This is a genomic window from Sorangium aterium (assembly GCF_028368935.1).
Lineage (GTDB): Bacteria > Myxococcota_A > Polyangia > Polyangiales > Polyangiaceae > Sorangium > Sorangium atrum.
In genome coordinates this window covers 1,576,687-1,601,609 of record NZ_JAQNDK010000004.1, presented here as the reverse complement: position 1 = coordinate 1,601,609, position 24,923 = coordinate 1,576,687, and the positions used below count along the sequence as shown (strand labels likewise).

The window sequence follows — 24,923 nt, the reverse complement described above, 5'->3', positions numbered from 1 at the left end:
ATTGAAAGGTAGTCGTGGCCGGCTCGCATTGCAATATCGCAATGGTTTTGCTTCAGCAATCGATGCCTTCGGCACACCTGCGCCGAGCAACCTACCGAGGGGCCGCGGCGGTGCGAGGCAGTCCTCTCGGGCAGACGGCGTCGGCGCTCCTCGAGACAGCCCCGGGATCGCCGTGATCCGGTCGCCGGGCATCGCGGCGCCGCGTCGGTTCATGGTAGGCTGCGCAACATGCAGGGGGGCCTCGCAGTCGGGCCGTCGTCTCGGCGCCGGGATCACGGCGCGCGGCGGGAGCCCGTCGCGCGCCCGTTCGACACGCGCTCTGCACGCCCCGGGAAGGAGCCCCGACCATGAAGACATCGGCTGTGCGACGCACCCTCGGATGGCTCACGGTCACCGCGCTGTCCGTCCTCGCCTCGGCGTGCCAGCCGGATCCGTCGCCCGGCGATCGGGGCAAGGAGGCGCGGCCGCCGCTCCGCTTCAGCCACGGCTACTGGCTCGGGTACTTCCCGCTGTCGATCGCCGAGGAGAAGGGCTTCTTCGACCAGCAGGGCGTCGACGTGGAGCTCGTCTTCAACCCGGATCTCTACGGCATGATCTCCGATTTCACGGCGGGCAAGGTCGACGGCTTGCCGTGGACCATGGAGGTCGTCGTGCGCATCCTCGCGAGGGAGCCCGATGCGCGGGTCGTCCTCTACTCCGGCCAGACGGCGGGCGCCGACGTCATCATGGCGCGGCCGGAGATCCAGACGATCTCCGATCTCAAGGGGAAGAAGATCGCGGCCAAGACCGGCGCCATGGGCGAAATGCTCGTCAGCGAGATGCTGGAGAGGAACGGCCTCGCCATCGACGACGTGACGCTGGTCAACGTGAGCGAGACGGACGTCGCTCCGTTCCTGGCGAACAATACAATCCAGGCTGGGCACACCTGGGAGCCCTATGTCACGCAGGCGGCAAAATCCGGCGCCAAGCCGGTCTTCTCGAGCAAGGAGACGCCCGGGCTGTTCGCCGACTTCACGCTCTTCCGCAGCACGGTGCTGCGCGACCGGCCCGACGATGTCCGCGCCTTCATCCGGGCCTGGTTTCAGGCCGTCGAGTTCTGGAAGGCCCACCCGCAGGAGGGCAACGAGATCATCGCGAAGGCGCTCAAGATCCCGGCCTCGGACATCAGCACGGACGGATACGAGCTCTTCTCGCTGGAGGAGGTCCGACGGAGGTTCGCCCCGAACAACGACCCCACGTCGCTGGCCCCCCTCGTCAACAAGCACATCGATTTCCTTGTCCAGGACGGGCAGCTGGGGCGCCGCCCGGACCTCGACAACATCTTCGATTCGTCGTTCCTGCCGCCCGCCACGAACCGGGAGTGATCGCCGCGGCCCGCGGAGCACCTGGACAGCATCGCCACGGAGGTTCGACGAACGCCATGAGTCGCGCAATGCAGCAGCAGGCCCCGCTCATCACCCTCCGCATGAAGCTGATCGTGGCGCTCTTGACGGTCGCGCTCGCGCCGCTCTCGATCCTCACGCTCCTGAACAAGCGGACCAACGAGGCGGTGCTGACCGAGAGCGCCAACCAGGCGCTCGCCGCGGCCGCGTCGCAGGCCGCGACCAGCGTCGACGATTTCGTCGAGAGCAACCTGGACGCGGTCCGCGTCGAGGCCCGCCTGCCTGGCCTGACCAGCTACCTGAGCCTCGACGACGAGGACCGGCGGAGCGGGAGCGAGGCGCATGCGTTCGCGTCGAGGACGCTGCACGGGCTCATCCGGAAGGACACGATCAACATCCTCTCCTATGCGCTGCTCGACCAGCGCGGGCACAACGTCCTCGACACGGTGCAGACGCCCGCGGAGAGGGACGAATCCAGGAGGGACTACTTCGTCCGCGCGATGGAGACGGGCCTGCCCTACGCGTCGTCGGTCGTGTTCGCCGGCGAGGTGCCCCAGCTCGTCTTCAGCAGCCCAGTCCGCGACGCGCTGAACAAGAAGAAGACGATCGGCGTGCTCCGGTGCACCTACAACCTGTCCGCCGTCCAGCGGATCATCCTCTCCCAGACGCAGCTCCTGAAGGCGTCGGACGCGTTCGCGATCCTCCTCGACGAGCACCACGTCCGCCTGGCGCACGGCCGCGCTCCGGAGCTCGTGTTCAAGTCGCTCGTACCGCTCGGCCCGGACCTCGAAGGCCGGCTCAAGGCGGAGCGGCGGCTGCCGGACAAGCCGCCCGCGGAGCTGTCGACCGACGTGCAGGCCTTCGACGAGGGGCTGCGCCGGTTCGAGCTCGAGCAGGACCCGACCTCGGCGGCGAGCCGCTTCCTGCGGGCTCGCATGGCCGCGAGGGACGTCCCCATGAGCGCGGTGGCCCTCGCGCGCGTGAGCGCCTTCGACGGCATGAAGAAGCCGCCGTGGACGGTGGCGTTCGTGCGGCCGGAGGCGGCGTTCCTCGAGCCCATCGAGGAGAAGACGACGCGCGACGCGCTGCTGCTCGCCTCGCTGATCGCCGCGATCGTCACGGCGGTCGCCGTCCTGATGGCGCAGGTCCTGACGAGGCCGATCACCCGCCTCGCCCAGGCGGCGTCGCAGCTGGCGAGCGGGAGGCTCGACACTGCGGTCGAGGTGCGATCCCACGACGAGATGGGCACGCTGGCGGAGGCCTTCAACCAGATGGCGCGCCAGATCCAGGGGTCATTCGAGGAGCTCGAGCACCGCGTCGAGCAGCGCACGGCCGAGCTGAAGGAGGCGAAGATCGCCGCGGACTCCGCCAACAAGGCGAAGAGCGACTTCCTCGCCAACATGAGCCACGAGCTCAGGACGCCGCTCAACGGCATCCTCGGCTACGCGCAGATCCTCCGGCGCTCGCGCGGGCTGGGCGAGCAGGACCTGCGCGGCATCGACATCATCCATCGCTCCGGCGCCCACCTGCTCACGCTGATCAACGACGTCCTCGATCTGGCGAAGATCGAGGCGCAGGCGATGGAGGCCCACGCGAACGATTTCCACCTGCCCTCGTTCCTGCGATCGACGGCCGAGATCTGCCGCATCCGCGCCGAGGAGAAGGGCATCGCGCTCGTGTATACGCCCGATCCCGAGCTCCCCACCGACGTGGTCGCCGACGAGCGGCGGCTGCGGCAGGTGCTGATCAACCTGCTCGGCAACGCCGTGAAGTTCACCGAGAAGGGCCGCGTCTCCTTCACGATCAAGCGGCTGGGCGACGGGCCGCGCCCGCCGCACGCCTCCGCGCCGGACTCCGCCGCGATCCAGAGCGCGCCGCGCAGGACGCACCGGGTGCGCTTCGAGATCGAGGACACAGGGACGGGCATCAGCCCGGATCAGCTCGACCAGATCTTCCTGCCGTTCAAGCAAGCCAGCGACGGCAAGCGCCGCGTCGACGGGACGGGGCTCGGGCTCGCGATCAGCCAGCGGATCATGAAGCTGCTCGGCAGCTCCATCGAGGTGAGGAGCGAGCCCGGCAAGGGGAGCGTGTTCTGGATGGACGTGATCCTCGCCGAGTCGCCCCGGCGAACCCAGCCCACGGCGCTCCGGCCCGCGTCGGCGATCGTCGATTACGAGGGCAGGCGGCGGCAGGTCCTCGTGGTCGACGACAAGCCCGAGAACCGCGCGGTGCTCGTGAAGATGCTGCAGTCCGTCGGGTTCGAGACGTCCGAGGCCACGGACGGCAAGGAGGGCCTCGCGGCGGCGTCCGAGCGCGAGTTCGACCTGGTGGTCACGGACCTCGCGATGCCGGAGCTCGACGGCTGGGAGATGATCCGGCTGCTCCGGAAGGCGCCGGATCGAGCAGGATTGAAGATCTTCGCGTCGTCCGCGAGCGTCTTCCTTTCCGATCAGGACAAGAGCCTGGCCGCGGGCGCCGACGATTTCCTCCCGAAGCCGCTGCAGCTGGAGGAGCTCTTCGACAAGATCCAGCGGCACCTCGGGGTCTCGTGGATCTACGAGCAGCAGGGCGATCCCGGCGCAATGGGCGAGGCGCCCGCCGACGCCCACCGCGACCCGAGCGCACCCGAGCTCGCCGGCGGCGCAGATCCGCAGGTGACCGCCCCCGCCGCCGAGGATCTGCGGAGCCTCTTCGATCTCGCGCACAGAGGGCTCTTCAACCAGCTCCAGAAGCACCTCGACAGGCTCGATCGCGCCGATCCGAAGCTCGCGCCGTTTTGCAGGCACCTGCGCCGCCTGATGCAGGATTTCAAGATGGAAGCCGTTGAAGATTTCATCAAGATGCACCTACGCGATTGACGTTGCTTGGACGGCGCGCGCCTTGGTTGTGGCGATGGGAGCGCGCGCTTCCTGTTCCTGGAGGGTAGAACGATGGATGCCAGTGACGCCGGGACGATACTCATCGTGGACGACAACCCGAGGAACCTCGGTCTCTTGTCCGATACCCTGACGGGCTCAGGCTTCGAGGTCGCGGTGGCGGTGGACGGCGCGCGCGCCCTGCGGCTCGCGCGGGAGGGGATGCCGGATCTCATCCTGCTCGACGTGAAGATGGATGGGATGGATGGATTCGAGACGTGCCGCCAGCTGAAGGGCGACCCGGCCACGGCCGCGATCCCCGTCATCTTCATGACGGCGAGCACGGACCTGTCCGCGGACCGGGTGAAGGGCCTGAACCTCGGGGCCGTCGATTACCTCGCCAAGCCGTTCCTGGACGAGGAGCTGCTCGCGCGCGTCCGGGTGCACACGAAGCTCAGGAGGCTGACGATGCACCTGGCCGCGCAGGTGGACGAGCGGATCGCGGCGGAGGCGGCCCTCCAGCGGCTCACGCAGGAGCTGGAGAGGCGCGTGGGAGAGCGCACGGTCGCGCTGGAGAGCGCGCTCGCGGGGCTCACGCAGGCGCAGGCGCAGATGGCGACGGTCATCCGCGCGGCGCAGGCGGTCTCGGGCGAGATCGTCCTCGACGACGTGCTCGACCGGCTGATGCGGCTCACGCTGGAGCACGCCGGCGCGCGGAAGGGCGTCCTCGTCCTCTCGCGCGAGTCCGGGCTGGTGATCGAGGCGTCGATCACGAGCGATCCGGACACGGTGGTGCTCGGGCTCTCGACGCCGGTGGGCCCGGGGGTCGATCTCGCTGTGTCGCTCGTGGAGGAGGTCGCGAGGGCCCGGCAATCGATCTTCGTCTGGGACACGAGCCGCGACGCTCGCCCGGCGGACGCGCGGTACCTCGCGGAGAAGGGGCCGAGGTCGATCCTCTGTCTGGCCATGATGTGCCAGGGAGAGCTGATCGGCGTCCTCTACATCGAGGGCGACGCGGCGCCGGAGCCGCTGCTCGCGGCGCAGCTGGAGACGCTCGGGCTCCTGGCCTCCCAGGCGGCGGTGGCCGTGAAGAACGCCCTGCTTTATGGGCACCTGGCGGAGATGACGTCCGAGCTCCGCCGCTCGAACGAGCGCCTGGAGACCGAGGTCGCGCGCCAGACGGAGGAGCTCCGCCAGACGAACGAGCGCCTGCAGCTGGAGCTCGTCGAGCGCGCCCGGGCCGAGGGGGAGCGCGCCCGGGCCGAGGAGGAGCGCGCCGCGCTTCAGGCGGAGGTCATCGAGGCGCAGAGCGCCCGGCTTGCGGAGCTCTCGACGCCGCTCATCCCGATCACCGATCACATCATGGTGATGCCGCTCATCGGGACGATCGACTCCACGCGAGCGCAGCAGGCGCTCGAGGTGGCGCTGAACGGCGTCCAGGCGAACCGGGCGAAGGTCGTCATCCTCGACGTCACCGGGGTGACGGTGCTCGACTCGGCGGTCGCGAGCACGCTGATGAGCACGGCGACGGCGCTGCGGCTGCTCGGGTCGAAGACGGTGATCACCGGCATCCGCGCGGAGCTGGCGCAGACGCTCATCGATCTGGGCGTCGATCTCGGCGCCGTGGTGACCAAGGGGACGCTCCAGAGCGGCATCGGCTATGCGCTCCAGCAAGCCGGCGACGGCAGGGCGGGCCTGCACGTCAACGGCACGCACGCCCGCAACGGCGCCGCGCCCGGGCGCAGACACGGCCATTAGAGCGACGGTCACCCGCACAGGAGACGGGCCCAGATCGGCGTTTTCGGCGCGCAAGCGCACTCCGGTGCGCTGAGCACCGAAAACGCCGAGGTGGGCCCGTATCCGAAGCGGGTGACCGTCGCTCTAGCGACCGGCAGATTGCTGCCGTTCGCTCGCCGCGCCGGGGAGCGCCGCCCGGTACCCCAGGTAGCGCCCGAACGCGCGCATGGCCTGGTTCCAGTGCTTGGGCTCCTTGACCAGCATCTCCTTCACGCCGACGTCGGCCAGCGCGTCGCCCACCTCGATCCACCGCGGATCGCGCGTCAGCGCGTAGGCGGCGCCGAACACGGGCACGATCAGCAGGTTGAGGTCGGCGGTCCCGCTGTCGTCGTACGCGTCGGTCTCGCAGCCCCACAGGTACCGGAACGCGCGCCCGTCCGAGGTGATGGCGCGCTCGGCGAGCCAATCCGCCGCGCGCGCGACCACGTCGCGGACCCGCGGGTCGCCGGTGAGCGCGTGGTAGTCCATGAGCGCGTCGACGAGCAGCGCGGTCATGAACGGGGAGCCGCCGCGCGGGCCGCGCTCGCACTCCGACGGGTCGGCGCGGGTCAGGTCGTGCTCGAACGCGCCCGACGCGCCCTGCTGCTGCCACGCGACCGTGCGATCCGCGAGCCCCCGCAGCGCCGACAGGAGCTCCGGCCGCGGGTCGAGCGCGTAGTAGCTCGACAGGGTCATCATCACCCAGGCCATGTTGCGCTCGGTCACGCGCAGCACGTCTTCCCTTCCGCCCGTGAGCGCGGCCTGGTTCTGCCGGAGGGCCTCGCCCATGGCGAGGACGGCCTCCCTGGCCGCCGGATCGCCGGTGAGCAGGTAGTCGTCGACCATGCCCTGGCCGAGCATGCGCCGGAGGACTTGCCAGGAGAGGGGCGCCGCCGGGGTCCAGTCCTCCCGCTCGCAGACGTGGACCGCGAGGCGGCGATCGGGCGAGAACCTGAGCTCGTGCTGCCGGTACCAGACGGCCTCGGCGCGCGCGCGGCGGTAGCGGGCGGCGTCGCCGTTGCGGAGGAAGCGCTGGTAGAGCGCGTGCGGGCCGTCGTAGTACGTGCGGTACGGGGCCGAGCAGGTGACGCCGTACGCGTCGTACGCGGGCGTCATGCGGGCGAGCGCGCCCTCGATGCCGGCCTCGAACCCGGGGAAGCGGCGATCGTCCATCGCCGGCAGCTGCGGCCCGGACACCAGGCTCGCCGCGTACCACGACGGCGGCAGCACGGCCGCGATGGGCCCGTCCGGGTTCGGCAGGAGCGCCTCGTCGAGCACGGCCGCCGGAGGGACCTGGAAGGGCTGCGGGACCTGGGTGAGCCGGGGGGCCGGGGGCGCCTGGGTGGGTGGGCGGTCGGCGCGCTGCGAGGGGGATGATGGCGAAGGGGCGCCGAAATCCAGGGTGTAGATCGCTCGTTCTCCGGGCGCGAGCGCGGCGCCGAAGACGAGGAGCGCGCTGCGGATCGAGCCGCCCCTGGGCCAGACCGCGAGCGGCTTCGCGCGGAGCGGGACCGCCGCGCCGCGCGCGTCGCGCAGCCGGATGAACCGGACGTCGCGCAGCGCGCCCGGCGCGAACGGCACGGCCGCCGACACGACGGCCTCCGGCGCCGGCGGCGCCGCTCCCGGCGGGCGCTTCGCGGGCGCGGGCGCGGGCGCGGCGTCGGCGACGAGCAGCAGCGGGACCGATTCCGCGGCCGGCGGCGCCGGGAGCGCAGGCGCGCCGCGCGCCTCCAGGACGGCCCGCACGCGCGGCTCCACCCGGCGGGCGGCGGGCGCCCGGCCGCAGCTCGCCAGGAGGAGCAGCGCTGCGAGGAGCAGCGCCGCGAGCGGGCGGCGGGCGGCGGGCCTCGCCTTTGCGCGCTGCGCATCCATGCCGCATCCGATGCTCTGCGCCCGCCGCGCATCGCGGCACAGCCATCGAGCGCGCGGCCGCAACGAGGCGGGCTGCTCGGCGCGGCGCGCTCGCCCGGTCGCGCTCGCCGGCGCCGCGGGAGCGAGGGCAAACAGCGCGTCGAGCTCGCTCGGTAGGCCGTGGGCTCGAACGCCTCGGCCCCTCGCCGGCATCGAAGGGGAACCTGCTGCGATGCTGTGGGCTGTCCTGAGCGTGTTCGTCGGAGCGCTGCTGGCGCCGGCCCTCTATCGCGGGCTCGGGCGCCCGGCCGGCTGGCTCTTCGCGGCGCTCCCGCTCCAGGTGCTCGTGTTCGCGACTGCGTTCGTCGCCGAGGCCCATCCCACGTCGCTGCCGTGGATCCCGTCGCTCGGCGTGGAGCTCGCGGTGAGGCTGGATGGGCTCTCGCTCGTGTTCCTCGGGCTCATCTGCGGCATCGGGGCGCTGATCTTCGTGTACGCGAGCGGATACCTGCGCTCGCACCCGCGGCTCGGGCGGTTTTACGCCTACCTGCTCCTGTTCACAGGGTCCATGGCGGGCCTCGTGCTCGCCGACGACGTCATTCTCCTCTTCGTGTGCTGGGAGCTCACGAGCGTGAGCTCGTATCTCCTCATCGGGTGGGACCACGAGCGGCCGGAGGCGCGCAAAGCCGCCTTGACGGCGCTCCTCGTGACGGGCGGCGGCGGGCTCGCCATGCTCGCGGGCCTCGTCCTCCTCGTCGTGGTCACGGGAGAGACGCAGATCTCGCGGTTCTCGGGGGACGTCGTCCGCGGAGGCCCCCTCTACCTGCCGATCCTGCTCCTCGTGCTCGCGGGAGCGTTCACGAAATCAGCGCAGGTGCCCTTTCATTTCTGGCTCCCTCGGGCGATGGAGGCGCCCACGCCGGTCAGCGCCTACCTGCATTCTGCCACGATGGTGAAGGCCGGCGTCTATCTGCTCGCGCGCCTGCATCCCACGCTGGGCGCGACGCGCGAATGGTACCTCGTCGTGACGGGCTTCGGCGCCGCCACGATGGTGGTTGGCGCGGTGCTCGCGGTCACGCAGGAGGATCTCAAGCGGATCCTCGCCTATTCGACCGTGAGCGTGCTCGGCCTCCTCACGATGCTCCTCGGCATCGGGACCCGGGCGGCCGTCTCCGCGGCGGTTGTCTATCTGGTCGCGCATTCGCTGTACAAGGGCGCGCTCTTCATGACCGCGGGGACCCTGGACCACGAGACCGGGACCCGCGACGTCACCCGTCTGCGGGGCCTCGCGCGGCGGATGCCGATCACCGCGACGGCGGCCGTGCTGGCGGCGATCTCGAGCGCGGGGGCGCCGCCCCTCCTCGGTTTCCTGTCGAAAGAGCTCTTCTACGAGGCCGTCCTCTCGCCGCCCTCGCTGACGGCGGTCCTCGCCGGGGCCGCGGTCCTGGCGAGCGCCCTCCTGGTCGTGGTGAGCCTGGTCGTCGCTTATCGCCCCTTCTTCGGCGGCTCCCCGGCGGCGCCCACGCTCCCCCACGAAGCGCCGCCGTCCTTGTGGCTCGGGCCTGCCACGCTCGCGGCGGCGAGCCTCGTCTTCGGGGTGGCGCCGCGGCTCCTCGGCGACCTCCCGAGCGCGGCGGCGACCGCGATCCTCGGCCGGCCTGCGCCGCTCGAATTGCACCTGTGGCACGGCCTGACCCCCGTGCTCGGGCTCAGCGCCGCGACCCTCGTCGCCGGCCTCGGGCTCTTCCGCGTCCTCTCCGGCCGCGAAGGGCGCCTCTTCGACGCCGCCGCGCGCCTCGGAGCCTGGGGCCCTGCGCGCGTGTACGACGCTGCCTTCGAGGGGCTCCTCCGGTTCGCGGAGTGGCTGACCGGGCGGCTCCAGACGGGGCATCTGCGCCGTTATCTGCTCGTCACGGTCCTGACGACGGTCGTGCTCGTCGGGACGCCCCTGCTCCGGAGCCTCCCTTTCACGATCCCGTCGCTCACGGTGGCGCTCCCGGAGCTCGTGCTCGCGGCCGTGATCCTCGCGTCCGCGGCCATGGCGACGCGCACGCAATCGCGCCTCGCCGTCGTCGCCGCGCTCGGCGCGATCGGCCTCTGCGTCATGCTCGTCTACGTGATCTTCAGCGCGCTCGATCTCGCGCTCACGCAGATCATGGTCGAGGTGCTGACGGTCGTCATCTTCGTCCTCGTCCTGCACCACCTGCCGCGCTTCGTGCCCCGATCTTCCGCGCGCGTGTGGATCCCGGACGCGATCGTCTCCGCGATCTTCGGGGTCACGGTGACCCTATTGATCCTCATGTCGTCGACGCTCTCCCCCGAGCCGATCCTGCGCGAGTTCTTCGTGGCGAAGGGATACCCGGAGGCCCACGGGCGGGACATCGTCAACGTGATCCTCGTGGATTTCCGGGCGATGGACACGCTGGGCGAGTCCACGGTCCTCTGCGTGGCCGGGATCGGGGTCTATGCGCTGCTCGCGACCCGCACGCGGAAGGGGGCCTGAGCCATGCCCTCCGTCATCCTGCGCGCCGCCACGCCGGTCTTGATGGTGCTCCTGATCATCGTCTCGATCTACGCGCTCCTCCGCGGCCACGACGAGCCCGGGGGCGGGTTCCTCGGCGGGCTCATCATTGCATCGGCGTTCTCGCTCCACATCCTCGCGTACGACGTCCCCTCGACGCGGCAGCTGCTCCGCGTCGCGCCCCAGACGCTCATGGGGCTCGGACTCTCGACGATCCTGCTCTCGGGCGTCGTCGGGCTCGTCGCCGGCGGCTCCTTCCTGCAAGGCGTGTGGGCGACCGTCCCCGTGCCGGGGCTCGGCGACGTCGCGGTGGGGACGCCGGTGCTGTTCGACGTCGGCGTGTATGCCGCCGTGATGGGCATGGTGCTCATGATCCTCCTCATGGCCGCGGAGATGAGCTCATGACGGTCCTCCTCGCGATCGTCGTCGGCGGGCTCTATGCGTCGGGGCTGTTCCTCATGCTCCGGCGCAGCATCGTGAAGCTCGCCTTCGGCCTCGTGCTGCTCGGGCACGGCACGAACCTCCTCATCCTCACGGCAGCCGGCGTCGTCCGCGGCCGTCCCCCGCTGATCCCCAAGGGGGAAGGGGCCTTCCACGCGCCGCCGGCCGATCCCGTGGCCCAGGCGCTGATCCTGACGGCGATCGTCATCAGCTTCGCTGTCGTCGCGTTCGCCGTCGTCCTCCTTCATCGCGTTCATCGGACGATGGGCAGCGACGATATCGACTCTCTCGAATCGACCCGCCCATGAAGGTGCTCCTCGTCCTGCCCGTCCTCGTCCCCCTGACCACGGCGGCCCTCTCGCTCCTCTCCTTCCGGCGCGCGGCGAGGCAGCGCGCGCTCGGGCTCATCGGGAGCGTCCTTCAGCTCGCCGTCGGTGTCGCCTTGCTCCGCGCCGTGCACCGGGGAGGCATTCAATCGACCCAGCTCGGAGGCTGGCCCGCGCCGTACGGCATCACCTTCGTGGTCGACCTCTTCTCGGCGCTGATGGTCCTGCTCTCGGGCGTCATCGCCGTCGCCACGTCGCTCTACTCCCTGTCGGACATCGACCGCGAACGACGGGAGCACGGGTTCTACCCGCTCATGCACGCGCTCCTCATGGGGACGAACGGGGTCTTCGTCACCGGCGACCTCTTCAATCTGTACGTCTGGTTCGAGGTGACGCTGATCGCGTCCTTCGTGCTCCTCGTGCTCGGCAACGAGCGGCCGCAGATGCAGGGCGCGATCAAGTACGTCGCGATGAACCTGATCTCGAGCGCCCTCTTCCTCACCGGCCTCGGCGTCCTCTACGGATCCGTGCACGCCCTCAACATGGCCGATCTCTCGCTCAAGCTGCCGAGCCTCGCGCCGCCGATCCGGTTCACCCTCGCGATGATCTTCCTCGTCGCGTTCGGCATCAAGGCGGCTGTCTTCCCCCTCTTCTTCTGGCTGCCGGACTCGTATCACACGCCTCCCGTGACGGTCACCGCGCTGTTCGCGGGGCTCTTGACGAAGGTGGGTGTCTACGCCCTGGTGCGTAGCTTCACCCTCCTTTTCGTGAGCGACGGGGAAGCCACCCACGCGCTCCTCCTCGGGATCGCGGCCTTCACCATGGCCGTCGGCGTGCTCGGCGCGGTGTCCCACCGGGAGGTCCGGCGGATCCTCGCGTTCCACAGCGTGAGCCAGGTCGGCTACATGGTCATGGGCCTCGGCCTGTTCACGCTGTCGTCCCTCTCGGGGGCGATCTTCTTCGTCCTGCACCACGCCATCATCAAGTCGAACCTCTTCCTCATCAGCGGGATCATGCGATCCGGGGGGAAAGACGCCCGCCTCGACCTCCAGGGCGGGCTCCTCGCGCGGAGCCCCGGGCTCTCCGCCTGCTTCCTCGTCACGGCCCTCTCCCTCGCCGGCATGCCGCCGTTGTCGGGGTTCTGGGCCAAGCTCATCCTGGTGCGATCGGGGCTCGACGTCGGCTCGCGAGGGGCCGCGGCCGTCGTCGCCACGAGCCTCGCCGTCGGCCTCGTCACCCTCATTTCGATGACGAAGATATGGAACGAGGCCTTCTGGAAGCCCGCGCCCGCCGGGGCCGACCTCGCCCCGCGCGAGAGCGGGGCGCGGCGTAGCGCGCTCCTGTACCTGCCGGTCGTCCTGTTGACCGCGCTGGGCGTCACGCTCGGGATGGCGCCCGAGCCGCTCCTCGCCGTCGTCCGGCGGGCCGCCGCGCAGCTCGCCGATCCGACCGACTACGTGCGCGCCGTGCTGGGGGAGGGTCGCCCATGAGAGCCCTCGTTCTCAATCTGTTCCTGGCGATCGTCTGGGTGGGCCTGACCGGCCGCGCCACCGCGGGGGGCCTCGTCTTCGGCTTCCTCCTCGGGTACCTCTTGCTCCTCTGGCTCCGGCGCCTGATCGGCCCCACGACCTATTTCGAGAAGCTGCCAGGGGTGCTGTCGTTCATGCTCTTTTATGCGAGAGAGATGGTGCGGGCGAACCTCAGGGTCGCCCGCGACGTCATTTCGATCAGGCGAAAGAGCCGCCCCGGCATCGTCGCGGTCCCCCTGGATCTGACGACCGATCTCGAGATCACCGTGCTGACGATCCTCCTCGCCCTGACGCCCGGCACCTTTGGCCTCGACGTCTCGGGCGACCGCACGGTCCTCTTCGTCCATGCGATGTTCGTGGACAGCGCCGACGCGCTGCGCGCGACCATCAAGAGCGACCTCGAGCGCCGCGTGAAGGAGCTCTTCCGGTGACCCCGCTCTTGCTCGTCGCGATCGCCGTCGTCACGGTGGCGTTCGTCGTCGCGTTCATCCGCCTCCTGATCGGGCCGAGCCTCCCCGACCGCGTTGTCGCCATGGACCTCATGGCGACGGTCGGCAGCGGGGGCATCGCCCTCTACGCGATGGTGACCGACCGCGGCGTCCTCCTCGATGCGGTGATGGTGCTGTCGCTCATCTTTTTCCTCGGCACCATCGCGTTCGCGTACTACCTCGAGCGACAGGGGGAGACGTCGTGATCCTCGAGTTCGTCGAGGGCGCGCTCCTCGTCATCGGATGCGTCTTCATGCTGCTCGCGGCCGTGGGCATCCTGCGCATGCCGGACCTGTTCACGCGCCTCCAGGTGACATCGAAGGCCTCGGTGTTGGGGATGACGTGCATCATCTCGGCCTCCGCCCTTCACTTTTACGACCCGGCCGTCACCACCCGGGCCATCGTCATCATCGCGTTCGTGGCGCTGACGATGCCCGTGGCGACGCACTTGCTCGCTCGCGCCGGTTACACGACGAGCACGCCCCTCTCGCCGGAGACCGTGGTGAACGAGCTCGCGGCGCATTACGATCCGACGACCCACACCCTCGCCGGCACAGAGCCGAGGACCCGCACGTTCGAGCTCGTGCCCGGGGCCGCCGTCGTCGGCAAGCGTATCGCCGAGCTCGGCCTGCCTGCCGGCGTGCTCATTCGCGCCGTTCACCGGGAGGGCGGGACGGTCGTGCCCCGGGGCCAGACGATCCTCGAGGCCGGCGACAGGCTCGAAGTGCTCGTGGAGCCGGCAGAGCTCGGCCGCGTGCGTGAAATCTTCGAGGCTTAGAATACCGATCACGTTGCTCAAGCGAGCAATTAACCGCCAAGGCGCCCAAAGACGCCATAAGAACAATAAAATACCTTGGCGTCTTTTGGCGTCTTGGCGGTCAAAATTTCGCGCTTTCAGGCAGCTTCAACCCGTTTGTCGCTCCAGGAGAGGCGTCGCCGATCGACTACCCCGGCGCTCGGCGGGCAGGCGTGTTTGCCAGGCTCGTCATCCTATCCTATCCTATGCGGTTCGTCCGCTTGCGCCGCTTCCATGCGGCGAGCCGGGACGAAGGGGGGTTGTAATGAACAGAATGATGCTGGTCGCTGGGTCGCTCCTCGCGCTCACGGGGTGTGCCGGGAACGTGGACGCTCCCGGCGCAGGCGGAGCCGACGACCCAGACGAGCTCGAGACAGCGCCCGGTCCGCTCCGGGCGGGTGACGTCATCGCGTACGCGGCCGAGACGTCCCACCCGTACGCGGGTGGCTGGAAACAGGCGATCACCTCGCCGGGCGCCACGTTCGTGCGCGTGCACTTCGACGACTTCTCGCTCGCGAAGGGTGATTACGTCACCGTCTCGAGCCCCGACGGCACGCAGTCGTTTCGGTACGAAGACCGCGGCCCGAACGGGGACGGCGACGTCTGGGCGTTCGCCGTCGACGGCGAGACGGCGATCGTCGAGCTGCACAGCACCAGCGGCGGTGGCCACGGGTTCTCGATAGCGGACATCGGCCACGGGACGATCGCGCTCGCTCCGGCTTCTTTGACATCGGGCGACGCGACGCCGGGCAGCGCATCCCTCGCGAGGAGGCCCGGCGGAGGCACGCCGGACATCGTGTGTGCCACGGAGGGTCGCGAGGACATCGCGTGTCACCCGGAGCTCGACCTCCAGCAGAGGCCTGTGGCGCGGCTGCTCTTCGCCCGCGGCACCGGCATGTACCTGTGCACGGGGTGGCTGGTCGCAACCGGGGACGACCGCAACACCACGCTCATCACCAACAACCATTGCATCAGCACCCAGGACGAGGCAACCACGCTCGAGACCCGCTTTGGTTACCAGAACACGGCCTGCGGAGGCCCGACGGTGGCGGCAGGCGAGAGCGTCATGGGCGGCTCCCTCCTCAAGACGAACAGCCGGACCCGCACCCGTTCCAGAGGCGGCCTCGACTACACGCTGATAAGGCTGCCGGGCAACCCTCAGACGACCTGGGGCGTGCTCACACCGACAACGAAGGCACCCAGCGTCGGCAACCCCATCAACTTCATTCAGCACCCGGGTGGGCGCCCGAAAGAGATCGGCTTCTGGAGGGATGACGCACATACCCTCCGCTGCCAGATCGACGCGATCGATCAGACCTACTCCGGCACGGTCTCTGGATCGCAGATCGGCTACTCGTGCGACAGCGAAGGGGGATCGAGCGGGTCGCCGATCATCGACGCCGGCACGGGCAGGGCGTTCGGCCTCCACCACCTCGCCGACGTCGCTTGGCTCTCCTGCAGGAACGGGGGAACAGAGATGTCCGCGATCTGCGCGGATGCCGGCGGCCTCATCCGCTGTGCCACCGATTGAGTCGGACGACGTCGTGTCGCGTCCCTGTCGCTCCAGGCCAAGGGCGCCGGCGTCGAGCGCCTTGAGGCCGCCCGCCCCTCGCGCCGCCCTCGAGCGACGGCGGCGATCGTGCGCGCCAGGCGCCGTGTTAAGCGTCGCCGCACCATGCAGGCGCCCGACACCGATCCCCCCGTGCCCTCGGAGCCGCTCGAGGACAGCGCCCCCCCGATCCCCGAATCCCCCACGCTCGCCAGCCGCGGCGCTGGCTCGCCGCGCCCGCCCACGCGCCGCTGGGCCGTCGGGCTGCTCAGCGCCCTGCACGCCCCCATCTTCGCCTGGGCCGCGCTCTCCCTCCCCTTCCGGCCGTGGACGCTCTTCGCCGTGGTCACCGCCGCGCTCGCCCTGCTCCACGCCGCGACCGCCGTCCTCTCGCTCCTCGCCCACCCGCTCGCGCCGCGCGCCTTCCGGGCGGCGTCCTTCTGCTCGCTCGGCTACCTCGCCTTCCTGAGCTTCGAGCTCCTGTCCTCCGCCGTCTACGTCGCCTCGCTGAACCGCGGCCTCGGCACCGGCATCGCGGCGGCGCTGCTCGCGGTCTGGGCGGTCGTCGCGCTCCTCACGCTGCCGTTCGCGTGCTGGGGCGTCGCCTCGACCGGCGGCCTCCGCCTGCTGCGCCCGAAGCGCCGGCCCTCGCCCGCGCTCGCCGCGCTCGCCGCGCTGATGGTCCTGGCCGCGCTCTCGCTGCTCTTCCGTCACCGGGTCGCCAAGGCCGACGTCGTGCCCGTGCCGGGCGGCGCGCCGTCGCGCACCGGGGCGGCGCTGCGCGAGGCGCTCACATCCTTCGACGCGCTCCCTCCGCCGCCGCCGCCGGCCAAGGCGCCCTCGCTCTTGACCACGGCGCCGGCCGCGTGCGCCGCGCCCCCGGAGCCCGGCCGCCCCACCCTCGTCGTCACCCACCTCGCCCCCGGCCGCGACCCCGAGCGCGCCGCCGTCGCGACCCGCTGCCTCCAGCCCGCACCAGGCGAGGACGCCGCGGCGGCGCTGCGCGGCGCGCTCGCCGAGGCCCTGCGCGGCCCGCTCAAGATCGACGTGGTCTCGGCCGCGCAGCCGCTCGCCTCCCCCGGGCCGGGCCTCGACGGGCTGTCGCTGCGCCCCGGGCTGGACGGCCTCTGCCTCGCGGAGCGGTGCCTCATGCCGTGGCAGCTCATCGCGCTCGACGCGTTCAACACGAACGCGCCGCTGGCCGGCGTCCCCGACTTCCGCTTCGGCGTGGATCTCGCGGTCCTGCGCCGCGCCCTCGGCGAGCCCGAGCCGCCCGGCGGCCACAGCCCCGGCGGCGCCGCGCCGCGGGACGGCCTCGTGCGGATCGAGACGCTCAGCTACGCCGTCGACGACGAGGGCGCGCTCCACCTCCTGTCGCGGCTCGGAGAGCCGTCGGTCCCGCTCACCGAGGCGACCGCGCAGCAGGCGGCGGCCGCTGCCCAGCGCTACATCCTCGGGGCGCAGCGGAAGGACGGCATGTTCCGCTATATCGTCGACCCGTTCACCGGGCGCGCCTCGTTCGACGGGTTCTCGATCGCGCGGCAGGCCGGCACGACGCTCGCCCTGTGCGAGCTCGGGGTCGGCGCCGAGGACCCGACAGCGACGCCGGAGCTCGGGAAGGTGGTGCAGCGCTCGCTCGGGCTGCTCGCGAAGCTCGAGCGCAAGGCCGGCGAAGGCAACTCCGTCGGCGCGCTCTTTTACCCCGCGGACAGCCCCGGGACGATCGCGGGCCTCAACCCCACGGCGCTGACCCTCGTCACGTTCCTCACGTGCCGCGACGGCATCCACAACGCGCGCGCGCACGACGCGCTCATCGGGCGGCTCGCCCGCATGGTGCTCGCGACGCAGCGGGACGACGGCGGGTTCGCGCCGCAGCTCGACCTCGCGCGCGTCGCGCCCGTCCTCGGCCCGACGCAGCTCTACGAGGGCGGCCAGTCGGTGCTCGCGCTGACGCTGCTCGAGGCGCTCGCCGCCCGCGAGCCGAGCCCCGAGCTCCCGCCCGCGGCCGCCGTGCGCGCGGCCGTCGATCGCGCCATGGACTACTACGCGAACCGCTACTGGGATCATTTCGCCAGTGATTTCGTGTACATGGAGGAGAACTGGCACTGCCTCGCGGCGCGCGCGGCGCTCGGGCACCACCGCCGCGACGACTACGAGCGGTTCTGCCTCGATTACGTGGCGTTCAAGTCGCGGCTCGTGCTCGACGAGGACAGCGGGGTGACGCCCGATCTCGTGGGCGGGTACGGGTTCGGCAACGTGCTGCCGCCGCACAACACGGCGACGGCGGGGTTCGGCGAGGCGCTGGCCGCGGCGATGGCGGTCAAGGAGGCGCGCGGCGAGGACCTCGCGAAGGACCGGGCGTCGATGCGACGGGTGCTCGAGTTCCTCGTGCGGCAGCAGTGGTCGCCTGCGACCTGCTTCGCGTGCAGCCGCGACGTGATCATCGAGGGGGGCTTCAGCGAGAGCATGGCGTCTCCCCGGATCCGCATCGATTACGTGCAGCACGCCTGGGCCGCGCTCGGCCACGGGGGCCGGGTGCTCGGGCTCGTGCCAGGGCGAAGCGCGCCGGCGGCGGGGCCTCTGTGAGCGCGGGCGGCGAGGGAGCGGCCGTCGTGAGCGCCGGCGCCGACGGTGGACCGAGCCCGCAGGGCGGCGCCGTGAGCGCCGGCGCCGGCGGTGGACCGAGCCCGCAGGGCGACGCCGTGAGCGCCGGTGCGGGCCGTGGACCGAGCCCGCGCGCGGGGCCGCTCGCTTCAGCGAGCGCCGGGCATACGCGTACGGCGTGACCGCCGCGCTTCTGCTCCTCATGCTCGCCCCGCTGTTCCGCCGCCCTCCGGTGGACAGCTTTCCGCTGTCGACCTACCCGATGTTCTCGTGGGGCCGCCACGACGCACAGACCGCCGTGGAGCGCGCCGTGGGCGTTGATTCCCGGGGCGGGCGGCGGCCGATCCCGCCGCGCCTCGTGGGCAGCGAGGAGGTGCTGCAGGCCAAGGCCACGCTGGCGCAGAGCATCCGGCAGGGCGGCCGCGCGGCCCGCGCGCTCTGCCGCGGCATCGCGTCGCGCGTCGCGGCGCAGGACGGCTACGCGGATCTCGTCGCGGTCGAGATCCGGACCGACACCTTCGATGCCGTCGCGTTCTTCGAAGGGCAGGAGGCCCCTGTCGACTCGAAGCTCCACGCGACGTGCAAGGTGGGCGCGCGATGAGGCGGCTCTTTGCGCGGTTCGACCGCGCCTTCTTCGCGGAGGCGCCCGCCGAGCGGCTCGCGCTCTTGCGGCTCCTGGTCGGCGGCTTCGCCCTCGTGTACCTCTGCGTCCGCGCGGTGCACTTCCAGCGGGTGGGCCACCTGCCAGCGGAGAGCTTCAGGCCGGTCGGCGTGGTCTCGGTGCTGTCCGCGCCGCTCCCCCTCTGGGCGGTGCGCAGCCTGCTCGGCGCGGCGATCGCCGCCGGCGCGGCGTTCGTGGCGGGCTACCGGTTCCGCGTCGCCGGGCCGGTCTTCGGCGCGCTCCTGCTGTGGGTGCTGAGCTACCGGAACTCCTGGGGCATGGTGTTCCACACCGAGAACCTCCTCGCGCTCCACGTCATCGCGCTCGGCCTCGGGGCCGCGGCGGACGCACACTCGCTCGACGCGCGCGCCGCGCTTCGCGCCGGCGCCCCCGCGCCGGCGCCGGACGGCCGCTATGGCTGGCCGATCCGGCTGCTCTGCGCGATCACGGTGATGTCGTATTTCATCGCCGGGATCACGAAGCTCCGGAACAGCGGCCTCGAGTGGGCGACGAGCGACATCCTCCGCAACTACATCGCTTACGACAACGTCCGGAAGATCGCGCTCGGCGACACGCACTCTCCGCTCGGCGGCGCGCTCGTCCGCTACCGGTTCCTGTTCCCGCCCCTCGCGCTCGCCAGCCTGGCGATGGAGCTCGGCGCGCCGCTCGCCCTGTTCAGCCGGCGCGTCGCGCTCGTCTTCTGCAGCGCCGCCTGGCTCTTCCACCTCGGCGTGCTGCTCACGATGGCGATCCTGTTCCCGTACCCGCTGCTCGGCGTGGCGTTCGCGGGGTTCTTCGAGCTGGAGAAGCTGCGCGATCTGAGGCGCCCGCGCCGCGCGAGCGCAGCCATCGGGGTCGGGAGATCGTGAGAGGCGCTCCCGGGCGCGAGCGCCACGCGGGGGCGTCGCGCTCGCCCGGCCGCGATCACCTCTTGCCGAAGGCCTCGGGCATCAGCTCGCCGTAGCGCTGCCCGAGCGTGCGCTGGCCCGCGAGGTCGACGTGGTACTGCTCGAGTGCCACCTATCGCAGCGCCGCCCAGGCCGGACGCTCTCCGGGTTCACGTGCCGTTACGCGGGCTCGATCGCCTCCTCGTCGAACGGCTCGCACACGAGATAGACCTTCTTCCCGCTCGGATGGATCGCGAGCGTCGCGTAGCGCGGACAGGCGAAGCACTCCCGCGCGTCCACCGTCGCCGCCCACCGGGGGCAGCGCACCCTCCGTGGCTCGGTGCCGCCCCCCTCGATTTCGATCCACACCAGCTTGTCCGATTCATCCAGATGACAGGCCATGGTGACCTCCTCCCGCGGCCATCTGCCGATGAAGGGCGCTTTGCAATCGCCGAGCCGGAAGATGTCGAACCGCGGCGCCGCCGCGGCGAGCCACCAGGACCGCACCCGCATCGCGCCTGTTGCGGCCGACTCCACCTCTTCTTCACGGCTCACGTTCACGGCTCACGGCTCTTCACACCACAGCGGCGGAGCGGGCTGCTGCTCCGCTCCCCGGGTTCCTGGGCGCACGCCCTGCGCCGAGAGGCGCGCCGAATGCATCTGCGATGAAACGAGGCGTGGGCCCTGCCGCGCCGGCTGGGCCCACGCCTCGGCGCAGCGCCTGGCGCACCCCTTGCTGCGTCGTCTGTGCTGCGGTGGACGCCGCAGCGCTCTTCACAGGGGGTCGCGATGGCAGACTGGCTCGTCGTGCTGCTGGTGGCTGCGGGCGGCGTCGTGGTGTTGATCGTCGGGGCGAGAAGCCTGCTTGCCCGGCGGCATTACCACACCTCGGAGGCCACCCTGGTCTGTCCACGGACCGGGGCTCCCGTGCGGTGTCGGCTTGTCGTCGACGGCCGCTCCGAGGAGCCCGTCGAGGTCGCACACTGCTCGCTTCTCCCCGGCGGGCGGCCCACGTGCGAGCAGGACTGTGTGAAGCTCATGAACCTGGGCATCCGGCTCGCGCCCGTCGAGCCAGCGCGCCCGCCGCGAACGCACGAGCGCCCTGACGCGGGCGAGCCCGGCGCCGGCGAGGAGCCCGGCCCGCCCTCGCCCTGACGCGACCGACGGATCGTGGCGCGCAAGGTGTGCGCCGCCCCGCACTCCCTGCATCGCGCAGCGCGACGGCCGGCCCGCCGCCGCCCGGGAGCCGCAATGGCACAACGCGTGCTGTCATGGCCGGAACCATGGCTTTCCAGATACCGAAGATGACGACCCGCTCCTCGGCCAATCTGCCGATCGCGCTGGTCCTCCTGGGGACTGGCTCCCTGCTGTGGATCCGCGCCGCGCTGCGCGCGCCGGGCGCGCTGGACATGACCCCCAGCGTCGACGGCGGCCTCACGGTGGGGATCGTCGGCGTGCTGCTCGCACTGCTGCACGGCGTCGCCTACCCGACAGCGCTCCTGGCGGTGGCGGCGCCGCTCGCCCTCGTCCAGCTCCTCGCCGCGGGGCTCTCGGGACCCACGTTCCTGCCCGTGCTCGGGATCGAGCTCACCGTGCTCGGCCTCTTCGGCCTGCCGCTCTCCCGGCTGCCTCGCCGCCGCCCTGCTGTGGCGGCGCCGGCCCACTCGCTGAGCGCGGCGCACCCGTCGCCCTCGTGAGCAGCCAGCCCGTGGGTTGATCGGCGCGCCGCGGTGTCGCGGCGGCGAGGTTCGACAGGCGTCGCTCCGGCCCCGCGCGAGCGGGGCCTTCGCTTTCGCCGCGGATCAGAACTCGAACTTGTCGAACGAGTTCAGGTCCTTGCACGCATCGACGAGGCGCGCCGCCACGCCCTTCTCGCCGAGGTGGAGCCAGCCGCGCGGGTCGATGTACTTCTTGTTGGGCTTGTCCTCACCCTCGGGGTTGCCGAGCTGCGACTTCAGGTAGGCGCCCTTGTCGTCCATGTACTTCTTGATGGGCTGCGTGAAGGCCCACTGCGTGTCCGTGTCGATGTTCATCTTGATGACGCCGTAGGACACCGCCTCGCGGATCTCCTCGCGCGACGAGCCGGAGCCGCCGTGGAACACGAAGTCGACCGGCTTCGCGCCCGTCTTGCGCTCCTTCTGGATCGCGTCCTGGGAGTTCTTCAGGATGGGCGGCCGGAGCTGCACGTTGCCCGGCTTGTAGACGCCGTGCGTGTTGCCGAACGACGCGGCGACCGTGAAATTGCCGATCGGCTTCAGCGCGTCGTACGCGGCGAGCACCTCCGCGGGCTGGGTGTACAGCTTCGAGTTGTCGATGCCGCTGTTGTCGACGCCGTCCTCCTCGCCGCCCGTGACGCCGAGCTCGATCTCGAGCGTCATGTTGAGCGCCGCCATCTGCCGCAGGTACTTCTGGCAGATCTCGAGGTTCTCGTGGAGCGGCTCCTCGGACAGATCGAGCATGTGAGAGGAGAACAGGGGCTCTCCGTTCTTCTCGAAGAACTTCTTGCCGTGCTCCAGCAGGCCGTCGATCCACGGCAGGAGCTTCTTCGCGGCGTGATCGGTGTGCAGGATGACCGGCACGCCGTAGGCCTCGGCCAGGTTCCGCACGTAGTGCGCGCCCGCGACGGCGCCCGCGATGGCGGCCTTCTCACCCTTGTTGTCCAGGAACTTGCCGCCGAAGAAGTGGGCGCCGCCGTTCGAGAACTGGATGATGATGGGGCACTTGGCCTCTCGAGCCGCCTGGAGCGCGGCGGTCGTGCTGTGCGAGCCGATCACGTTCACGGCCGGCAGCGCACACTCGACGCTCTTCATGTACTCGAACAGCTCCTGAAGAGCGGAGCCAGTGATCACGCCGGGCTTGAGCTTCATCTTGGACATGGCACCTTGAATCCTTGTTCCTTGCTCGGGTCTCGCCCGAGCATGCAACGCGGCGAAGGAAAGCGGAAGGGTGGATCGGATCCGCAGGGCGGGCGCGGTCCCGGTACCATCGCCAAAGCCCAGGGAGCAAGCGGATTCTCCGCTGGCTTCTCGGTGGAATGATCACCCCACGGCGAGCCCGCGCTCGCCGAGCAGCCGCCCGGAGATCCACATGCAGGCCTCATCCATCTCGCCCGAAGAGCTCCTCGCATCCCTCGCGGAGGCCGCGCAGGGCCTGCTGTTCCCCAGCGAGTCCGATCACGAGCTGCGCCCGTTCCGGTCGCGCGGCGACGCGTCCTCGCCGGCCGCGCTGCTCGCGGCCGAGGGCCTCGGCGCGGCGACGCCGGTCGAGGTCACGACGGCGGGCGACCTCTTCGCACCGGTGATCGACCTGCCGGGGGACGCCGGCGACGCGGCGCTGGCCGAGGCGGGGCGATACCGGCGGCTCATGGACCTGCTCGAGCGCCACCTCACCGACGTTCGGGTCTACCGCGTCGGGCGCGTCGCGATCGACGTCTACGTCGTCGGCCGCCATCCGTCGGGCGCGTGGCTCGGCCTCGTGACGAAGGTCGTCGAGACCTGAGCGCGCGCCGCTCAGCGGGCGCCGGCGGGCCCGTCGTCGACGCGCGCCTCCAGCGTCCGCTGCACGGCCTCGGGGAGGGCGGTCATGAGGTCGTAGCCCGCGCGCCGCTCGATCTCGTCCACCGTCGTCCGGTACTGCCCCCAGCCCTGATCGAGGATGCCCGCCTCGTTCGGCATCACCACCGCGATGACCCGCGTCGCCGGGCCGATGTCGTCGGGCCCCTGCCCCGGCTCGAGGACCACGGCGACCTTGAAGAACGCGTCGGGCACGGCGACGTCCTTGCCGATGGTGGCCGCCGGGCGCTCGCGCTCGTCGAAGAGGCCGCCGGCGATCAGGAACAGCACCCGCCGCTCCTTCTGCGCGAGCTCCTGGCACGCCTCCTCGAGCCTCAGCCACGGACCGGCGTTGAGCTCGTGCCGCTGCGGCAGGATGTTCGTGAGGAGGAACGTCGCCTTGTTGTCGTCGGGGGTCCGCGTCCGCTCCTCGGAGCGGACCATGTGGCCTCGATCGAAGCCGGAGCCTGTGTAGTCGTCGTGCTGCACGCGGTACCAGCCGTCCGGCAGCGCGGCGTCGGCCAGGAACTTGCCCCGATGGCGGGGCGCGTCCCCGAACGAGGCGGCGTCGAGCCTCCAGCTGACCCAGTTCGCCACGTTCCTGGAGCGGTTGTAGGAGAGGGCGTACTGGGGCTTGATCATCAGGTGATCGTCGGACGCGTCGGTCCGCGCGGCGCGCGCTCCCGTGCGGGCCGGGACGCCGAGCTCGAGGTGGGGGCTCGGCGCGGGCGGGCGCGAGGACGGCGCGTCCTTCGGCGGGGAGCCCTTCGGCGGAGCGGCCTTCGGCGGCGAGGCGCTGCCGGATCGGCCGGGCGTCGGCGACGGCCTGGAGGTGCGGCCGCCGCCGAGGTCGAGGCCGAGCCCGTCGAGCCCGCGCTCGAGGCCACACTTGACCCCCACCGCGCTGAGCCCGGTCACGAGGAGCGCGACGAGCACGCGCAACCCCGAGGACTTCTGTTGTCGCTTCCTGTTCGAGCCCACGTCAGCGCTGCCAGCTATCTACGGCAGGGACGGCGCGGGCGTCCAGCGCGACCTCGGCGAGGCGCGTGGCGCTCGGCCCGCCAGTCGCGCCGGTAGGTTTTGCTTGACGAGCGCTCGCTCCTGCGCGGATGCGAGCCGGAGACGCTCGGACCCATCATCATACCGTACCGAGCATCGGCGCCGAAGCGACCTTCTGAGCGGCATTGACGTCACAGCCCCGCGGGCAGCGCTCACCAGGAGCGCCGCGGCTGCGCGCCCGCGCCGCGCCGAGGGCCGAGGATCGCCGGGAATCGTCCGCGGGGGATCCATCACCCGTGGACCCGTGAGCACAATGCAGCGGAGCCATAAAAATCGCACACCATTTCATCAAACGATGTCCGTACCGCGATGGCGTCTTCTGGCCATGACGTCCGGCAGGAGCCGTAAAGCCTGGGGAGATTTGTTCGCCAGCACAGAAGCCATCATGATGAGGCATTCCCTGGCACATGTGCCGGCACCGGCAGCCGGCGTCACCCACCCACCCGTGCAAATCATTGCGGTATCACGCAAAGACCCGTGCAGCGTCCACTCCTCACGACGGACCGCGAGGCTCCGGCGAGCCCGCGGGCGTCGCGCTGGAGACCAACAACGCTCCGAAATGCTGCCGAGCGGCGGCGCGGGCGGAGATCGTGCGCTATCCTGTTGACAGAGGTGCTTTCTGGTCCAATGTTTGCGAACACGGCGTG

General features: G+C 71.0%; 21 protein-coding genes. 17 read left to right on the top strand and 4 right to left on the bottom strand.

The genetic code is table 11. The features are described 5' to 3' along the window. Positions 1 to 347: 347 nt before the first annotated feature. The 3 genes from POL72_RS37505 (at position 348) to POL72_RS37495 (ending at position 5,995) form a co-directional block, all read left to right on the top strand. Positions 348 to 1,364: an ABC transporter substrate-binding protein gene (locus tag POL72_RS37505; protein ID WP_272101625.1), complete on the top strand. Its 1,017-nt coding sequence runs from the start codon at positions 348 to 350 to the stop codon at positions 1,362 to 1,364. Positions 1,365 to 1,420: 56 nt separating this feature from the next. Continuing rightward, positions 1,421 to 4,240, top strand: coding sequence for a hybrid sensor histidine kinase/response regulator (locus POL72_RS37500; protein WP_272101624.1), 2,820 nt, complete (start codon positions 1,421 to 1,423; stop codon positions 4,238 to 4,240). A gap of 72 nt (positions 4,241 to 4,312) precedes the next feature. Next, complete coding sequence (locus POL72_RS37495; protein ID WP_272101623.1) at positions 4,313 to 5,995, top strand: response regulator; 1,683 nt, start codon at positions 4,313 to 4,315, stop codon at positions 5,993 to 5,995. Positions 5,996 to 6,118: 123 nt separating this feature from the next. Here POL72_RS37495 and POL72_RS37490 read toward each other — a convergent pair whose 3' ends face one another. Beyond that, positions 6,119 to 7,885 carry a glycoside hydrolase family protein gene (locus POL72_RS37490; protein WP_272101622.1) on the bottom strand — a complete coding sequence of 589 codons (1,767 nt, stop codon included), beginning with the start codon at positions 7,883 to 7,885 and terminating at the stop codon, positions 6,119 to 6,121. A gap of 211 nt (positions 7,886 to 8,096) precedes the next feature. On the opposite strand from POL72_RS37490, the gene POL72_RS37485 reads away from it, so the two are divergent. The 11 genes from POL72_RS37485 (at position 8,097) to POL72_RS37435 (ending at position 19,648) form a co-directional block, all read left to right on the top strand. Further along, complete coding sequence (locus POL72_RS37485; RefSeq protein WP_272101621.1) at positions 8,097 to 10,367, top strand: putative monovalent cation/H+ antiporter subunit A; 2,271 nt, start codon at positions 8,097 to 8,099, stop codon at positions 10,365 to 10,367. Positions 10,368 to 10,370: 3 nt separating this feature from the next. Further along, positions 10,371 to 10,790 (top strand): Na+/H+ antiporter subunit B, encoded by a 420-nt coding sequence (locus POL72_RS37480; RefSeq protein ID WP_272101620.1) that lies wholly within the window; start codon positions 10,371 to 10,373, stop codon positions 10,788 to 10,790. After that, positions 10,787 to 11,134 (top strand): Na+/H+ antiporter subunit C, encoded by a 348-nt coding sequence (locus POL72_RS37475; protein WP_272101619.1) that lies wholly within the window; start codon positions 10,787 to 10,789, stop codon positions 11,132 to 11,134. The genes POL72_RS37480 and POL72_RS37475 overlap by 4 nt, the downstream gene beginning before the upstream one ends. Beyond that, positions 11,131 to 12,642, top strand: a complete 1,512-nt coding sequence (locus POL72_RS37470) for a proton-conducting transporter transmembrane domain-containing protein (protein WP_272101618.1) — start codon at positions 11,131 to 11,133, stop codon at positions 12,640 to 12,642. Before POL72_RS37475 ends, POL72_RS37470 begins: the two co-directional genes overlap by 4 nt. Next, complete coding sequence (locus POL72_RS37465; RefSeq protein WP_272101617.1) at positions 12,639 to 13,112, top strand: Na+/H+ antiporter subunit E; 474 nt, start codon at positions 12,639 to 12,641, stop codon at positions 13,110 to 13,112. Before POL72_RS37470 ends, POL72_RS37465 begins: the two co-directional genes overlap by 4 nt. Further along, complete coding sequence (locus POL72_RS37460) at positions 13,109 to 13,375, top strand: monovalent cation/H+ antiporter complex subunit F (RefSeq protein ID WP_272101616.1); 267 nt, start codon at positions 13,109 to 13,111, stop codon at positions 13,373 to 13,375. Before POL72_RS37465 ends, POL72_RS37460 begins: the two co-directional genes overlap by 4 nt. After that, entirely contained in the window at positions 13,372 to 13,947 is a 576-nt protein-coding gene (gene mnhG, locus POL72_RS37455) for a monovalent cation/H(+) antiporter subunit G (RefSeq protein WP_272101615.1), read from the top strand. Before POL72_RS37460 ends, mnhG begins: the two co-directional genes overlap by 4 nt. A 283-nt stretch (positions 13,948 to 14,230) precedes the next feature. Continuing rightward, positions 14,231 to 15,496, top strand: coding sequence for a trypsin-like serine peptidase (locus tag POL72_RS37450; RefSeq protein ID WP_272101614.1), 1,266 nt, complete (start codon positions 14,231 to 14,233; stop codon positions 15,494 to 15,496). 144 nt (positions 15,497 to 15,640) lie between these two features. Then, positions 15,641 to 18,100 carry a hypothetical protein gene (locus POL72_RS37445; protein ID WP_272101613.1) on the top strand — a complete coding sequence of 820 codons (2,460 nt, stop codon included), beginning with the start codon at positions 15,641 to 15,643 and terminating at the stop codon, positions 18,098 to 18,100. Positions 18,101 to 18,296: 196 nt separating this feature from the next. Next, positions 18,297 to 18,719 carry a hypothetical protein gene (locus POL72_RS37440; RefSeq protein ID WP_272101612.1) on the top strand — a complete coding sequence of 141 codons (423 nt, stop codon included), beginning with the start codon at positions 18,297 to 18,299 and terminating at the stop codon, positions 18,717 to 18,719. After that, positions 18,716 to 19,648, top strand: coding sequence for an HTTM domain-containing protein (locus tag POL72_RS37435; protein ID WP_272101611.1), 933 nt, complete (start codon positions 18,716 to 18,718; stop codon positions 19,646 to 19,648). The genes POL72_RS37440 and POL72_RS37435 overlap by 4 nt, the downstream gene beginning before the upstream one ends. Positions 19,649 to 19,846: 198 nt before the next feature. Here the strand turns inward: POL72_RS37435 and POL72_RS37430 are convergent, their stop codons facing one another. Further along, positions 19,847 to 20,227: a hypothetical protein gene (locus POL72_RS37430; protein ID WP_272101610.1), complete on the bottom strand. Its 381-nt coding sequence runs from the start codon at positions 20,225 to 20,227 to the stop codon at positions 19,847 to 19,849. A 228-nt stretch (positions 20,228 to 20,455) separates the two neighbouring features. Between POL72_RS37430 and POL72_RS37425 the strand changes: the two genes are divergently transcribed. Next, on the top strand, positions 20,456 to 20,821 hold the full coding sequence (locus tag POL72_RS37425; RefSeq protein ID WP_272101609.1) for a hypothetical protein: 366 nt from the start codon (positions 20,456 to 20,458) through the stop codon (positions 20,819 to 20,821). Positions 20,822 to 20,949: 128 nt separating this feature from the next. Continuing rightward, the gene (locus POL72_RS37420) at positions 20,950 to 21,363 is read left to right on the top strand and encodes a hypothetical protein (RefSeq protein WP_272101608.1); all 414 of its coding nucleotides are present in this window, start codon (positions 20,950 to 20,952) and stop codon (positions 21,361 to 21,363) included. Positions 21,364 to 21,468: 105 nt separating this feature from the next. Here POL72_RS37420 and fbaA read toward each other — a convergent pair whose 3' ends face one another. Beyond that, complete coding sequence (gene fbaA / locus POL72_RS37415) at positions 21,469 to 22,542, bottom strand: class II fructose-bisphosphate aldolase (RefSeq protein ID WP_272101607.1); 1,074 nt, start codon at positions 22,540 to 22,542, stop codon at positions 21,469 to 21,471. 211 nt (positions 22,543 to 22,753) lie between these two features. On the opposite strand from fbaA, the gene POL72_RS37410 reads away from it, so the two are divergent. Further along, on the top strand, positions 22,754 to 23,164 hold the full coding sequence (locus POL72_RS37410) for a nuclease A inhibitor family protein (protein ID WP_272101606.1): 411 nt from the start codon (positions 22,754 to 22,756) through the stop codon (positions 23,162 to 23,164). An 11-nt stretch (positions 23,165 to 23,175) separates the two neighbouring features. Here POL72_RS37410 and POL72_RS37405 read toward each other — a convergent pair whose 3' ends face one another. Continuing rightward, positions 23,176 to 24,153: a DNA/RNA non-specific endonuclease gene (locus POL72_RS37405; RefSeq protein WP_272101806.1), complete on the bottom strand. Its 978-nt coding sequence runs from the start codon at positions 24,151 to 24,153 to the stop codon at positions 23,176 to 23,178. Positions 24,154 to 24,923: the final 770 nt, after the last annotated feature.